The 13,956-nt window shown below is 51.9% G+C and carries 16 protein-coding genes; 6 read left to right on the top strand and 10 right to left on the bottom strand.

Annotated elements, in window-relative coordinates:
- Window positions 1-5: 5 nt before the first annotated feature.
- Window positions 6-404, bottom strand: coding sequence for a response regulator (locus tag BQ6873_RS15155; RefSeq protein WP_076593396.1), 399 nt, complete (start codon window positions 402-404; stop codon window positions 6-8).
- Window positions 405-547: 143 nt separating this feature from the next.
- On the bottom strand, window positions 548-700 hold the full coding sequence (locus BQ6873_RS15150; RefSeq protein WP_157889232.1) for a rubredoxin: 153 nt from the start codon (window positions 698-700) through the stop codon (window positions 548-550).
- A 95-nt stretch (window positions 701-795) separates the two neighbouring features.
- Between BQ6873_RS15150 and thiD the strand changes: the two genes are divergently transcribed.
- Window positions 796-1,641 (top strand): bifunctional hydroxymethylpyrimidine kinase/phosphomethylpyrimidine kinase, encoded by an 846-nt coding sequence (thiD, locus tag BQ6873_RS15145; protein WP_076593394.1) that lies wholly within the window; start codon window positions 796-798, stop codon window positions 1,639-1,641.
- 29 nt (window positions 1,642-1,670) lie between these two features.
- On the top strand, window positions 1,671-2,969 hold the full coding sequence (hemL, locus tag BQ6873_RS15140; RefSeq protein WP_076593393.1) for a glutamate-1-semialdehyde 2,1-aminomutase: 1,299 nt from the start codon (window positions 1,671-1,673) through the stop codon (window positions 2,967-2,969).
- 56 nt (window positions 2,970-3,025) lie between these two features.
- Here the strand turns inward: hemL and corA are convergent, their stop codons facing one another.
- From corA to mpl, 8 genes are all read right to left on the bottom strand, one after another.
- Window positions 3,026-3,991, bottom strand: coding sequence for a magnesium/cobalt transporter CorA (gene corA, locus BQ6873_RS15135; RefSeq protein ID WP_076593392.1), 966 nt, complete (start codon window positions 3,989-3,991; stop codon window positions 3,026-3,028).
- 398 nt (window positions 3,992-4,389) lie between these two features.
- On the bottom strand, window positions 4,390-5,085 hold the full coding sequence (gene mtgA, locus BQ6873_RS15130) for a monofunctional biosynthetic peptidoglycan transglycosylase (RefSeq protein ID WP_076593391.1): 696 nt from the start codon (window positions 5,083-5,085) through the stop codon (window positions 4,390-4,392).
- A 51-nt stretch (window positions 5,086-5,136) separates the two neighbouring features.
- On the bottom strand, window positions 5,137-5,958 hold the full coding sequence (gene aroE / locus BQ6873_RS15125) for a shikimate dehydrogenase (RefSeq protein ID WP_076593390.1): 822 nt from the start codon (window positions 5,956-5,958) through the stop codon (window positions 5,137-5,139).
- The gene (locus BQ6873_RS15120; protein ID WP_076594163.1) at window positions 5,959-6,849 is read right to left on the bottom strand and encodes a TonB C-terminal domain-containing protein; all 891 of its coding nucleotides are present in this window, start codon (window positions 6,847-6,849) and stop codon (window positions 5,959-5,961) included.
- Between the two features lie 93 nt (window positions 6,850-6,942).
- Entirely contained in the window at window positions 6,943-8,997 is a 2,055-nt protein-coding gene (locus tag BQ6873_RS15115; protein WP_076593389.1) for a ribonuclease catalytic domain-containing protein, read from the bottom strand.
- 118 nt (window positions 8,998-9,115) lie between these two features.
- A complete protein-coding gene (locus BQ6873_RS15110) occupies window positions 9,116-9,706 on the bottom strand; it encodes a chorismate--pyruvate lyase family protein (RefSeq protein WP_076593388.1) in 591 nt (196 codons plus the stop codon).
- Window positions 9,706-10,290 (bottom strand): YqiA/YcfP family alpha/beta fold hydrolase, encoded by a 585-nt coding sequence (locus BQ6873_RS15105; RefSeq protein WP_076593387.1) that lies wholly within the window; start codon window positions 10,288-10,290, stop codon window positions 9,706-9,708. Before BQ6873_RS15105 ends, BQ6873_RS15110 begins: the two co-directional genes overlap by 1 nt.
- A complete protein-coding gene (mpl, locus tag BQ6873_RS15100; protein ID WP_076593386.1) occupies window positions 10,287-11,666 on the bottom strand; it encodes a UDP-N-acetylmuramate:L-alanyl-gamma-D-glutamyl-meso-diaminopimelate ligase in 1,380 nt (459 codons plus the stop codon). The genes BQ6873_RS15105 and mpl overlap by 4 nt, the downstream gene beginning before the upstream one ends.
- 74 nt (window positions 11,667-11,740) lie before the next feature.
- Between mpl and BQ6873_RS15095 the strand changes: the two genes are divergently transcribed.
- From BQ6873_RS15095 to accB, 4 genes are all read left to right on the top strand, one after another.
- Window positions 11,741-12,373 carry a hypothetical protein gene (locus BQ6873_RS15095; RefSeq protein ID WP_076593385.1) on the top strand — a complete coding sequence of 211 codons (633 nt, stop codon included), beginning with the start codon at window positions 11,741-11,743 and terminating at the stop codon, window positions 12,371-12,373.
- On the top strand, window positions 12,370-12,891 hold the full coding sequence (locus BQ6873_RS15090; protein ID WP_076593384.1) for a TlpA family protein disulfide reductase: 522 nt from the start codon (window positions 12,370-12,372) through the stop codon (window positions 12,889-12,891). The genes BQ6873_RS15095 and BQ6873_RS15090 overlap by 4 nt, the downstream gene beginning before the upstream one ends.
- A gap of 83 nt (window positions 12,892-12,974) precedes the next feature.
- The gene (gene aroQ / locus BQ6873_RS15085; protein ID WP_076593383.1) at window positions 12,975-13,412 is read left to right on the top strand and encodes a type II 3-dehydroquinate dehydratase; all 438 of its coding nucleotides are present in this window, start codon (window positions 12,975-12,977) and stop codon (window positions 13,410-13,412) included.
- A 78-nt stretch (window positions 13,413-13,490) separates the two neighbouring features.
- A complete protein-coding gene (accB, locus tag BQ6873_RS15080) occupies window positions 13,491-13,952 on the top strand; it encodes an acetyl-CoA carboxylase biotin carboxyl carrier protein (RefSeq protein WP_076593382.1) in 462 nt (153 codons plus the stop codon).
- Window positions 13,953-13,956 lie beyond the last annotated feature (4 nt).

The following is a 13,956-nucleotide window of genomic DNA, read 5'->3' as shown; positions in this document are numbered from 1 at the left end:
CAAATTTACTTTGCGACTGCCTCGAGCGCGTGTTCGCGCACGGTTTTCAGCAGACTGTCTTTGGTGAATGGTTTGGTGAGGTATGCGTCGGAGCCGACCATCGCACCACGCGCACGGTCGAACAAACCATCCTTGGATGACAGCATAATGACTGGTGTTGCATGGAATTTGGCACTCTTTTTGATGAGTGCACAGGTTTGATAACCGTCGAGACGCGGCATCAGGATGTCGCAGAAAATGAGCGCCGGTTTGTGGTCGTTCATTTTGGCAAGTGCGTCAAATCCGTCGTCAGCCAGCACGACCTTGTAACCTGCCTGACCGAGGAATATCTCTGCTGATCGACGAATCGTGCTGCTATCGTCGATCACCATGATTTTCATATCCGTATCCAGCGTTATTGTCATGATTCGTCTCGTTGAACTGTGTCAACAATATACGGCGCATCCGTAACAAAAAGCAAGATTCTTTAGTCCTAGCCCTACTGCGCAAATGAGCGCTCGTGGTTTTTAAACCAAAATTGCTAAAGCTATAACACTGGATGAAGATTTTAGATCGCTACCATCTCGAAATCTTCCTTGCGCGCGCCGCACTCAGGACAGGTCCAATTCATAGGCACATCAGCCCAGCGCGTGCCAGGTGCGATGCCTTCTTCCGGCAAACCAGCCTCTTCGTCGTAAATCCAGCCGCAGATCAAACACATCCAAGTTTGGAATACTTCATTCGATGTTTCGTTATTGCTCACGCTGACAGCCCTTCAAGTTAAAATGCAGAATCAGCTATCTTAATATACCCGCCGTGCAAAACCAAACTTCTCCGCTTATATTGACCTTTGGACCAACAGATCCGGTAGGCGCCGTCGGCGTTCAGGCTGACTTGGCCTCTTTTGCCGCGATGGGCTGTCATGGTCTATCTGTCATCACTGCCCTGTTCATCAGCGACACCGCTCGCATAGAAGACATGCAAGTGATCGATTCCGATTGGGTGTCCGACCAGGCGCGTGTTGTGCTGGAAGACATGCCGGTCGCCGCTTTCAAGGTTGGTGCCGTCGGCAGTATAGAAAACGTCTCGGTAATAGCCGAAATCGTTTCTGACTACCCTGATATTCCCCTGATCTTCGATCCCTTCCTGACATCATTGCCAGACCAAGGACCGGACGGCGAAGACATGTTGATGGCCACGCGTGAATTACTGATCCCGCAAACCACGGTCTTGATCATCTCCACCGCCGAACTCTCGCGCATGGCAGAAACCTGGCGCGAACCGTCGGAAGAAGACATGATGGCCGTCGACGCCATGCGCCTGATCGAAATGGGTTGCGAATACGTGTTCGTCACCGGCACACCATCGAATCTGACCGATGTCGCCAACACCCTGTTCGACGAAGGTGGCGTCATCCGTCACGATAACTGGCAGCGCATTTCCGGCTCGTACAGCGGCGCAGGCGGCACTTTGGCAGCAACGATAGCTGCATTGCTGGCCAACGGTCTCGATGTACCGGAAGCCGTCTTCGAAGCACAGGAATTCACGATTGCATCCATCGCCAATGCGCAACGTCTGGGCATGGGCAAACTGGTACTCGACCGTTATTTCTGGGCGCGTGAATTCGATGAAGACATCGACATTCCGCCACCTATTCAATAAATTTTTCTCTCTTATTTCACGGTTTCCGCATGTCATCAAATAACGATCTTCTTTTTGCTCGCGCACAAAAAAGTACGCCAGGCGGCGTCAATTCGCCGGTACGCGCCTTCCGCTCGGTCGGCGGCACACCACGCTTCATCACGCGCGCTGAAGGCCCTTATTTTTGGGACGCCGACGATAGACGCTATATCGACTACATCGGCTCATGGGGTCCGGCCATTGTTGGTCACGCCCATCCAACCGTAGTCAAAGCTGTACAGGATGCTGCGACACGCGGCTTGAGTTTCGGCGCACCGACTGAAGCTGAAATCGACATGGCTGAGTTGATCTGCAAATTGGTGCCCTCTATCGAGCAAGTGCGTCTGGTGTCCAGCGGTACCGAAGCGGCGATGAGCGCATTACGTCTGGCGCGCGGTGCAACTGGCCGCGACAAAATCATCAAGTTTGAAGGCTGCTATCACGGCCACGCCGATTCCCTGCTGGTGAAAGCCGGCAGCGGCTTGCTGACTTTCGGCAATCCAACATCAGCTGGCGTACCAGAAGATTTCGCCAAGCACACACTGGTGCTCGATTACAACAATCCGCAGCAACTGGAAAACGTCTTCAAGGAAATGGGCGACTCGATTGCTTGCGTCATCGTCGAACCAGTTGCCGGCAATATGAATCTACTGCCAGCGACGCCTGAATTCCTGCAAACCATGCGCCGCGTCTGTACACAATATGGCGCTGTCATGATTCTGGATGAAGTGATGTCCGGCTTCCGCGTCGCCTTGGGTGGCGCGCAATCCTTGTACAACATCACACCGGATTTGACGGTACTCGGCAAAGTCATCGGTGGCGGTTTGCCGGTTGCGGCTTTCGGTGGTCGCGCAGATTTGATGCGCCATCTGGCGCCACTCGGCGGCGTTTATCAAGCGGGGACTTTGTCAGGCAATCCGGTCACGGTTGCGGCCGGCATGGCGACCTTGAAGTTGATACAGGAGCCGGGCTTCTACGAGGCACTGACAGCACAAACTGCCAAACTGGTACACGGCTTTGCCGCAGCGGCACATGACGCAGACATTGCGTTCTGCGCCAACTCGGTCGGCGGTATGTTTGGTTTGTACTTTGCGCCGGAATTGCCAACATCGTATGACACGATGATGAAGTGCGACAAGACACGCTTCAACGCCTTCTTCCATGCGATGCTGGATGCTGGCGTCTATCTGGCGCCATCTGCGTTTGAAGCGGGATTTGTCTCGGCACAACATGACGATGCCGTCATAGAAGCAAGCATCAAGGCAGCGCACGCTGCCTTTGCGCAATTAGCGGACGATTGCGACGATTGATGTAAGGCTTGATGTGAAGCACACTTTCCACGCGCTACATTGCGCGTGGAAATGTTTTACTTCAGCCAGCCACGACGGCGGAAGTACCAGAATGGCGTGACCGCAGAAGCGATCATCATCACGATAGCCAATGGATAGCCGAAAGACCAATCCAGTTCCGGCAATACCTTGAAGTTCATACCGTAGATACTGGCGATCAAGGTTGGCGGCAGGAATGCGACCGATGCAACAGAGAAAATCTTGATGATTTTATTCTGGTTAATGTTAATGAAACCGACCGTTGCATCCATCAAGAAGTTGATCTTGTCGAACAGGAATGCAGTGTGACCATCCAGCGATTCGATATCACGCATAATCTGCCGCGCCTCTTCAAACTGCTCAGAATTCAATAAACGACCACGCATCAAAAAGCTGACTGCACGGCGCGTATCCATCATGTTGCGACGTATGCGCCCGTTCAAATCCTCTTCGTGCGCAATCGCATTCAGCGCACCGGCGGCATCCTGATCGCTCAGCTCTTCTTGCAAAACGCTGCGACTGACTATTTCCAGACTTTGATACACGCCTTCCAGCGCATCAGCCGAATACTCAGCATCCGTTGCATAAAGATCAAGCAGCACATCCTTGTAATCAGCAATCGAGCCTGGCCGCGAACGTGCGCGCATGCGCACCAGACGGAAGATAGGCAAATCTTCGGGATGGACAGAAAACAGGATGTCGCGCGCCAGGATGAAAGCGACAGTCACGACACGCGACGGGCCATCATCTTCTTCCAGCAGGAAGTCAGTACGCAGATGCAGATCGCCGTTTTCACCTTCGTAATAACGGGCAGATGCTTCGATGTCCTTGACGTCTTCTTCGTCCGGCAAAACCACGCCATAGATGCTCTTGACCCAGGCACGTTCGTCATCGTTCGGATCAGTCAGATCGACCCAAACCGGCGCGACCTTTTCGAGATCCTCGCGGCTGTCGATATTGACCTGATTCAAGCGGCCATTTTGCAATACAAATACATTGATCATAAGCTCTCCCTGTCGCGTCAGAAACACCAACCTGGTTGATGAAACACACAACATGCCCTGCAGAGCCAGCTCTACAGGTTCAATAAATTTTGAGGGAACGCGGCCATGCAACAAACTACACAGGCCAGGACGCGACCACCCACCGAATCCGGCGAGAGGCGCTTTGAAACGTGATCGCTAAAGCACTATCTCGCAGATTGACCGTCGTAAAACGGCTGACAACTATAAGAAGGACTACCCAAGTCGGGTCTCCAGAAACGAAAACAGCGCAAGTGTACTGATAAGTCTGATCGCTAGCAAGCCGGAAACGACGGGATAAACGACTTTTTTGCTGCACCTGCGTTAACCATTCTTGGGCAACTTTTTACGCCAGCAATATGACTGTGCAATGAAATGAATCAGGGCAAGGCAGCAGAATTCATGCGGCGCAAAATCAAGTCAGTACGACGCGCCAGATAGCCGGTGCTGCGATGCGCGTCATAGTAACGCGGGTTAGGCAACATGACCGCCAGGCGGGCTGCCTGCGCTGCGCCCAGTTGTGCCGCAGATACACCGAAATAATGCTGAGCCGCTGCTTCTGCGCCAAAAATACCAACGCCCCACTCCACTACGTTCAAGTAAATTTCAAAGATACGCTCTTTATCCATCCAATATTCGAGCATGTAGGTAATGATCACTTCCTGCCCCTTGCGGATGTAGCTACGATCACCGGACAGGAATAGGTTCTTCGCCAGTTGCTGCGTGATGGTGGAGCCACCGGCAACCACCTTGCCTTTCTTGATATTTTTTTCGTAGGCTTTTTGCAAGGCATCCCAATCCACGCCTTCATGTTCGGAGAAGTTGGAATCTTCCGACGCAATGATGGCGCGTTTCAGGTTATTTGAAATGCGGTTGTAGGGTATCCATTTTTGCTTGAGCTGCGCCTTCGGATTCTTTTCCTGCAGGATAGAAAGCTGATGCCGCATGAAGCTGGTCGAGTTCGGATTGTGGTTCACCCACCAACCGATTTGAAGGAAGAAATAAAGCTGCACAAGCAACACCAGCAGGATCGGCACAACGATCAGCCAAAACATCAGCTTGCGCAGTATTTTCATTTTTATATCGTCAAGTTGAAGCGAATTAAAAGCGCGGGTTAAAGCCGCACATTAAAGCTGATCACGCAATTCTGCAAAGACGGCAGCGGTCTCCGGCCGCACACCACGCCAGAGATAAAATGATTCTGCCGCTTGCTCTACCAACATACCCAAACCATCACGTGCAATCGCACCATGCTGCGTCGCGAACTGCATAAACGGAGTCGGCGCTGCGCCATACATCATGTCATACGCCAAAGTATGTTTGGCAAACACGCGCGGTGAAATCGGTGGCACTTCGGATGCAAGGCTGGCAGCAGTCGCATTGATCACGATATCGAAAGCATCGTCCAACACCGCGAAATCACTGACTTCAAGACGTGGATGAGGAGCGAATCGATTCACCAAATCCACGGCTTTGGAATGTGTACGATTCGCTATGACCAGTTTGGCTGGCTTTTCATTCAACAGAGGCAGAATCACACCGCGTGCAGCACCGCCTGCGCCAAGCAAAAGCACTGATTTATTCGCCACAGCAACACCGGCATTACGCACAATATCCGTCACTAAACCAACACCATCAGTGTTATCGCCCAACATGGTATTGCCATCGAACTTCAATGTATTGACCGCACCGGCAGCACGTGCGCGCTCGCTTAGTGTCGTCGCCAAGGCATACGCTTCCAGCTTGAACGGCACAGTGACATTCAAGCCCTTGCCACCGTTACGGATAAATTTTTGTACCGTCGCGACAAAACCATCCAAGGGGGCCAGCAAGCGTTCGTAATCCAAATCTTGCTGTGTCTGCGCAGCGAAGCGCGCGTGAATGTCTGGTGATTTGCTGTGTGCGATCGGATTGCCGATCACTGCGTAATGGTCAGTCTTGTTGCTCACTCATTGGCCTCGTGTTTCGGTTTGTAATGCATCGTCGCGCGTAAAGTTGAAGCGCGTAATAATTTCCCACACATCGTCTTTACCAGCCGAACGCATATTCTCTGGGAATTTGCCGAAAGGAGCGGAGCGACGCACGATGTTCAACGCAGCTTGATCCAAGGCAGGATTGCCCGAAGTACGTTCAACGCGCGGTCCGCCATCCTTCATGTAGATCATGCCGTCCTGAAAAATCGGGATATAAACCACCAATTCGCCATACAGCTTCTTGCCATCTTTCTGCGGGAAGTTCAGCGTGCCGTTTTTTTCTATTCGATCCTGCAAGGCCTTGTAATAAGCGGCATAACCGACCTCGCGCGTACTTGGCGTGACCTGTGTTTTCTTCGGACGCTTGTTGTATTCCTCTATGCTGCGGGAAATTTCCGCTTCCCTGCGCAACAAGGCTTTCGCGCTATCGAGCATATCCGTCGCATTACGTTGCACCGGCACGTCTTTTACCGGCTCCACATCACTTACTTGCGGTGTACGGAATTGCGTTTTCTTTTCCAGTTGCGCCAGCAGTTTTTTCTGATGCCGCTCCAACTCTTCAACCTTGCGTCTCGCGGCTTTCGCGCTTTCACCATCTTCACTTAGCCGCATATCCGGCAATGGCGATTTGGCACGCCCAGCATCGGCATTACCGCCGCCATCCAGATTGGCTTGCGCCAGCGCATCGGCTTTCAGCGGTTGCTTGTCGTGTTTGGCATTAACCAAGATGACTTCAAGCCCAGGATCAGTAGGCTTGAATTTGAATGCCTCTGGTGGCGTGAAGTGCACAGCCAGCAACGCAAGATGCGCCAGCACGGAAGTCGTGACGGCAACATTCAAAATGCGATTCTGGAAAAAAGACTTCACGCGAGAGATCGTCAACAATAATGATTAAAGAAATAGATTCGAAATGGATTTTACGGCAAAGGACGGGCGATTTTAAAGAATCGCCCAGTATCCTTATTCCGGCGCTACAGTGGACGCTGGTTCAGGCGTCAGCTCTTCTATCGGCGCTGGCTCACTTGCTACCGGCTCAAGCTCACCTTCCGGCAAGTCCTCTACCATTTCCTCATCCAGTTCCGTGGGAACGGTACCACTTGCATCCTGCGTAATATCCAGCAAGCGTGCTTCTATCGTCAGGTCAACTTCATCCCAACGCAACAAATCCAGTTTGACTTGCGAACCGCGTGCAACCGCTGGCATACCCGGCAGCTTGATGACGAGAGGAATATCGAGCAAGCGCAGGATTTCTTCCTTCAAGACGGTCGCTTCGACTTTCATCGTCTCCGCATCGCCTTTTTCCTGACTGAGCCAACGCAGACACCAGTAACGCTCCATATCCGACTGGAACGCAGCGTAAGCGCTGTAAGCAGCATCGAATGCAGAAACGATCGCGAACAAATCAGCATCGCGTTGTTTGAACGGTGCGACCAGCGGTGCAGTCACGCCATGCTCTATGCATGCAAGGATTTGCCATTGATTGACCAGATCGGTGTAGCGACGCAAAGGCGAAGTGCTCCACGCATATTGATCGACGCCCAAACCTTGATGTGGTGCAGCATGCGTTTGCATACGCACTTGCATCTTCGCAGCCCAACCATTACCGGAACCGCCGCCCTGCGCGCGATAAATCCCTGGCACACCATACTCGTGCAATAACTTGCCCCAGCTGCTATTGGTCAAAATCGCCAATTCAGCGACGATTTTGTCCAGCGGTGCCCCACGCTTGCGGCGCTGAATCGATACCACATCGTTCTCAACATAAAAGTTGAAATCAACACGGTTATTTTGCTCAGGGCGCAAACCAAAACTTTCGCGCTTGGCCATACGACCTTGCTCGAGTACTTGCGCCCATTTCCACAACAGGGAGATGTCTTCCTTGTATGGATAGTCGCCCACATCTGCGGCCAGATTGTCTTCCGTTACATAAGCATCGAGATCGTTATGACGCAAATTGGCTGCGATCGGCACGCGCTCAGCACGCGTCTCGGTCGCAATGACAGACCAGTCGGATGGGTCCAGCGTCACGTACAGTGACAAGGCTGGACAGACACGGCCTTCTGCCAAGGTATAAGCTTCGACCAGCTCATCCGGCAACATGGTGATCTTGTCGCCCGGCATATACACGGTAGACAAACGCTGGCGTGCGATCACATCCAATGCGTCGTCACGCTTGATACCCAAACCCGGCGCTGCGATATGAATACCAACACAGACCTTGCCATCCGGCAGGCGCGTGACCGACATCGCATCATCAATTTCTGTCGTAGTGACATCGTCTATGGAAAATGCCTGCACATCAGCGACTGGCAATTCCGGCATGGTCGGCAACGTAATTTCGGGGAAGCCTATACCTTTAGGGAAAGACTCGAACAGGAATTTGGAAAAGTGCAAATCCTTCGCCGATTGAATACCACCAACAGCCAGCATCAAACGTTGCGGTGCAATCTGCAATTCGCTGCAAGCGGCATCCAGTGCTTTGTATTCGATGGAATTTTTGTCTGGCTTGAACAGCAATTGCAGCACGATCGGACGCATAGCCTCCGGCAATTTATTCGCTTTCAACTCCTCCACGTACTGCGCTTGCACCAAAGCTTGTTGGCGTTTCTTTTCCACGCCGGCCAACGCTGCTTTCAACGATGCTTCCGGCGCAGCCTTGTAACGGCCTTTGCCTTTTTTATAGAAGTAAATCGGCGCGCTATGCAAACGCAAGATCAAACCGGCTGCTTCGTGCGGCTTGGGATCATGGCCAAAATACTCCGTACCTAATTCAGCAAAGCCAAACTCTTCCTGCCCAGCCACTTCCCACAGAAAATCAAGATCGATATCTGCTGCAATCGCTTGCGCTTCCGTCATGAGCTCCGCTGGCGATGGCGATGCAAACTGCAGCAATACGTCTTTGGACCGGACTTTAGTACGCTTGCCGGAAGGCATCTCAACCTGATATGCCTCGCCTTGCTGTGACATCGCAACGCCAGCTTTGAAATCGCCGGATTCGTCAAAAAATAGATTCATTCAATACTTTGCTTATTTAATTAGTTCTTGGAACAGGTTCGTTTACTAATCGATCTTTTGCTACTTAAGTCGATTACTGCATTTCATTTATCAAGCGCATTCTGATGCACAAGCTTGCTTAGTCTTTTCCCGCGATACGCGGACTTTGTCGGATGGTCGTTATGCTCGGAAGAAAAACTTCCGTCACCAATAGCGAACCTTTGCCACGTTTATACAAACAGCGACGTGCAAACAAAGGCGTAGGCAACTCCACACCAATCGCCGCGGCTGCACGTAGCGCCAAAGGATGCTGCGCCTGTAATCGTGCATATTCCAACTTGCCACGCCAAACGCGCGGATCACCAAATAAGGTTGTGCCTAATGAACGCTCACCCAGCGTGCCGAAAAACGGCCAGTCGGATGCGGTGGCAGAAAGCGGCACTATCGTATGTGCATACACCACCGGTTGTTCATCACAGCGCAAAAACACTTCGCGTTCCTGCACCAAGACTCGGCGCGGCAACGCAACTTCTTCAAATTCATCTGCCAGCACCAGCGCACGTTGTTGCGCCAGGCGCTGTATGCGAAATCGCTCACAGCGTGCAATCAGCTTCATCGTCAGCGACATCGAATCAGTCAACCATGCTCGCATCTGCGGTGATGCATGCACACCATTCACATGCGAGAACCAATGCGCTTGCGATACCGAGCGACGCTGCACGCTATCCATCACTGCGCTGCTCCAACGTCGACACCGCAAAAAGCCAAGACCTCATCGGCATATTCTTCAAAATCCGACATGCCATGATCGCTACCATCAATCACACGCAAACGCGCTTGCGAAAATTGCGCCACCATTTCGCGCCAGTCGAGCAATTCATCGCCGGTTGCAGCGATCAGGAAGTAACGTTGCGGATGTGTAATTTCGTCAACTGCCAGCGCCTTCAATTCATCAATATACTCGCGCTTGAATTCGAATGGCTCATTCGAGTGATATTGCGTTTTGACACCAACTTGCGTTGCCAAATCACGCGCAGCGTGGACGGCTGGATTGAGCAAAACCGCACGACAACCCAGTTGCTCTGCCAACCATGTGGCGTAATAACCGCCCAGTGAGGAACCGATCAAGGTTAATTCAGACGGATCAACTTTTTGCGCAATATCCAGTGCCAATGCTATCGCCTCACTTGGCGAAGCCGGCAATTGCGGACAAAGATACTCATCGCCACGGCCCAGCGCCTGCATGCGCGCAGCCAACAAACTGGTTTTATACGAGAGTGGCGATGAACGAAAACCGTGCAGATACAAAATCATTGCGCCAGCACATCCAGAATTTTTTGATGCACGCCGCCAAAACCACCGTTGCTCATCACCAGTATCTGATCGCCCGCTTGTGCATTTTCTGCAATTGCTTGCACCAAGGTATTCAAATCATTAAAGGCGCGCCCTTTATTACCGAGCGGTGCCAGGGCTTCTGCCAAATCCCAGCCGAGTGCATCTTTACCTGTACCACTGGCACCGTAACCGAATACCAGATCAGCATCGACCAGACTGCCCGGCAATGCATCTTTCATCGTGCCTAACTTCATCGTATTGGAGCGCGGCTCCAGCACGGCGAGTATGCGTGCCGCACCGACTTTTTTACGCAAGCCGGCCACCGTAGTCGCAATCGCAGTCGGGTGATGGGCGAAATCGTCATACACCGCGATATCGTTCACCGTTCCGCGCAACTCCATGCGACGCTTCACGTTTTCAAATTGTCCCAATGAAGCAATCGCCTGCGCCGGCACCACGCCGACATGACGCGCCGCCGCAATCGCAGCCAGCGCATTCATGCGATTGTGCTCGCCGGTCAGAGGCCAGTTCACCGTGCCTTGCAGCTCGCCTTTGAAGAAGACATCAAAATTGCCGTCGTCATGCGTATTGATCTTCCAGCCATGTTGATCGTCGCTACCAAACCATTCCGTTTCACTCCAGCAGCCGCGTTGCATGACACGCTTCAATGATTCTTCGCGTGCATTAGCCACTACACGACCAACGCCCGGCACGGTACGCACCAGATGGTGGAACTGGGTTTCGATCGCAGTCAGGTCCGGGAAAATATCGGCGTGGTCGTATTCCAGATTGTTCAGAATCGCGGTTTTCGCGTGGTAATGAACGAATTTGCTGCGCTTGTCGAAGAAGGCCGTATCGTACTCATCCGCTTCGATCACAAAAAATGAGGATTCCGCGCCCTTGCCAGACAGACGTGCAGAAATACCAAAATTCATAGGCACGCCGCCAATCAGGAAGCCCGGATCGTAACCCGCATCTTCCAGTATCCACGCCAGCATCGATGAAGTCGTTGTTTTGCCGTGCGTCCCCGCCACAGCGAGTACCCACTTACCTTGCAGAATATGCTCACCTATCCACTGCGGACCTGAGGTATAGGGCAAACCGCGATTGAGAATTTCTTCCATCAAGGGATTGCCGCGCGAGACGACATTGCCGATTACATATAAATCAGGATTCAGGCTGATCTGCTCTGGACCATAACCTTCTATCAGCTTGATGCCTTGCGCCTCAAGCTGCGTGCTCATCGGCGGGTAGACGTTGGCGTCACAGCCGGTAACCGTATGACCGGCAGCTTTTGCCAGTACCGCCAAACCACCCATGAAGGTGCCGCAAACGCCAAGTATGTGAATATGCATTGTACAATTTCGGATTGGAATAACGAGATTTTACCCGACGACGGGCATCTGTCGGCGGGAGTATCATTCGCACCATGCCTACTCACCCCCTGTCCGATACCGAATTACTGCGTGCTGAAATCGCCGCAAGCGCTGCGCGTCTGATCGCCGAAGACGGCGTCGACTATGGCACAGCCAAGCGCAAGGCGACCAAACAGATACTCGGCAACAGCAAAGTCCGTGGCGATGTACTGCCCGACAACGCCCTGATTGAGGATGAGGTTCGCCTGTATAACGAGCTGTTTTTCGGCGACACGCAACCTGCCCGTTTATTGCATCTGCGCAACCTGGCCCTGCGCATCATGCAAGAATTGACAACATTCCAGCCTTATTTAACTGGCGCGGTCCTGAACGGCACGGCAGGTGAGCATTCCGATATTTACCTACAGTTATTTGCAGAAAGCGCAAAAGACGTCGAGATTTACCTATTAAACAAAGGCATAGACTTTGAAGTATCGGAGTCATCTCACTTCAAAGGTCGCAGCGAAGCCGTCGAAACCCTCAGTTTTATATGGCAACAAGAAGGCGTGCACCTAGCACTATATGAAGTTGACGACCTGCGCGGCGCAGTCAAAAAATCCCCTTCCGGCCGACAAGAACGTGCCGACATCGAATCAGTGCGCGCACTGATTGCGCAAGACAACACTAAAGAAAACGGGCAAAAATGAGACGTAACGTATTTTTATATGGCGCCATCGCGCTATTTTTTGCCGCTGTCGGCATCTATTTCGGTACCAAGCATCACGCTCCTGCAGAACCAGAATCACCAGCCGTCGCCAACTTTTTTGCCCAGCAACTAGAAGATAGCAACAGCAAAATACAGCCCTTATCTCAATGGCAAGGCAAAACCTTGATCATTAACTTCTGGGCAACCTGGTGTGCGCCATGCGTGGAAGAGATGCCGGAACTGACCGAACTGCAAACTGAATTGTTGCCGAAAAACATCCAGATTCTTGGTGTCGGCATTGATTCAGCCAACAATATTCGGGAATTTGCTGCGAAATATAAAATCACTTATCCGCTTTATATCGCCGGAATCAATGGCAGCGAATTGTCGCGCCAGTTCGGCAATCAGGCTGGCGGCCTGCCTTTTACCGTGATCATCGGACCCAAAGGCGACGTCAAGAAGACTTATTTAGGCCGCTTGAAGATGGATCAATTACGCGCTGACATCAACGCTCTTTGATACTAATACGAGTTTTTTCCTTGCCAATCGACGCCATTTAGCGGCAAAATGCGGCCATCATCGTCAAACGGAGTTGCATCTCGATGGCAAAAAATATTCTTTTGTTAAATGGTCCGAACCTGAACCTGCTAGGCTCACGCGAGCCGGAGGTCTATGGATCGACCACGCTTGCCGATGTGGAACGCGCAGCAACCGAACAAGCCGCGCAGGCGGGTGCCAAACTGATTGCCTTTCAAAGCAATCATGAAGGTGAATTAATTGATCGCATTCAAGCTGCGAAAAAAGAAGGAATCGACGCAATTGTCATCAATCCAGGCGGATTGACTCACACCAGCGTATCATTGCGTGACGCATTAGCCGGGGTCGCCATCCCATTTGTGGAAATACACGTTTCCAATATTCATCAGCGCGAAGCATTTCGCCACCATTCCTATTTGTCCGGCATCGCTGTCGGCGTGGTGTGTGGATTAGGCACTGAAGGATATGCAGCGGCCATCTCATTTGCACTCAAAAAGCTCTAATTCCCACCATTTGTCGGCAAATGCCTTATAATTGCCGCCATCTTTAACATAAAAACTAAAATCTCCAAGGAATTTCACATGGATTTACGCAAGCTCAAGACCCTCATCGATCTGGTCGCTGAATCGGATATCGCTGAACTGGAAGTAACGGAAGGCGAAAGCAAAGTCCGTATCGTTAAATCTTCCCCAGTCCCACAGAATCAAGTTGTCATGATGCAGCCAGGCATGCAACAGCAATATGCTCCTGCCGCTTCCGCACCTGTTGCAGCCGCCGCGCCAATCGCAGCCGCTCCAGTAGAAGTCACAGGCCACGTCGTCAAATCGCCTATGGTCGGCAGCTTCTACCGCTCATCTTCCCCAGGCTCGCCGGCATTCGTCGAAGTCGGTTCGGTAGTCAAAGAAGGCGACACATTGTGCATTATCGAAGCAATGAAGTTGTTGAATGAAATCGATGCTGACGCTTCCGGCGTCATCAAAGAAATCCTGGTCGAAAATGGTCAGCCGGTCGAATTTGGCCAACCGTTGTTTATCATCGGCTAATGAT

It is taken from the genome of Herminiimonas arsenitoxidans (assembly GCF_900130075.1).
GTDB lineage: Bacteria > Pseudomonadota > Gammaproteobacteria > Burkholderiales > Burkholderiaceae_D > Oxalicibacterium > Oxalicibacterium arsenitoxidans.
The sequence above is the reverse complement of the archived record's forward strand: the minus strand, read 5'-3'. Positions and strand labels throughout refer to the sequence as shown.

Coding starts and splice junctions, on each gene's coding strand:
- BQ6873_RS15155 (WP_076593396.1), bottom strand. CDS start 404: ATGACAATAACGCTGGATACGGATATGAAAATCATGGTGATCGACGAT.
- BQ6873_RS15150 (WP_157889232.1), bottom strand. CDS start 700: ATGTGTTTGATCTGCGGCTGGATTTACGACGAAGAGGCTGGTTTGCCG.
- hemL (WP_076593393.1), top strand. CDS start 1,671: ATGTCATCAAATAACGATCTTCTTTTTGCTCGCGCACAAAAAAGTACG.
- corA (WP_076593392.1), bottom strand. CDS start 3,991: ATGATCAATGTATTTGTATTGCAAAATGGCCGCTTGAATCAGGTCAAT.
- mtgA (WP_076593391.1), bottom strand. CDS start 5,085: ATGAAAATACTGCGCAAGCTGATGTTTTGGCTGATCGTTGTGCCGATC.
- BQ6873_RS15115 (WP_076593389.1), bottom strand. CDS start 8,997: ATGAATCTATTTTTTGACGAATCCGGCGATTTCAAAGCTGGCGTTGCG.
- BQ6873_RS15110 (WP_076593388.1), bottom strand. CDS start 9,706: ATGGATAGCGTGCAGCGTCGCTCGGTATCGCAAGCGCATTGGTTCTCG.
- BQ6873_RS15105 (WP_076593387.1), bottom strand. CDS start 10,290: ATGATTTTGTATCTGCACGGTTTTCGTTCATCGCCACTCTCGTATAAA.
- mpl (WP_076593386.1), bottom strand. CDS start 11,666: ATGCATATTCACATACTTGGCGTTTGCGGCACCTTCATGGGTGGTTTG.
- BQ6873_RS15095 (WP_076593385.1), top strand. CDS start 11,741: ATGCCTACTCACCCCCTGTCCGATACCGAATTACTGCGTGCTGAAATC.
- BQ6873_RS15090 (WP_076593384.1), top strand. CDS start 12,370: ATGAGACGTAACGTATTTTTATATGGCGCCATCGCGCTATTTTTTGCC.
- aroQ (WP_076593383.1), top strand. CDS start 12,975: ATGGCAAAAAATATTCTTTTGTTAAATGGTCCGAACCTGAACCTGCTA.
- accB (WP_076593382.1), top strand. CDS start 13,491: ATGGATTTACGCAAGCTCAAGACCCTCATCGATCTGGTCGCTGAATCG.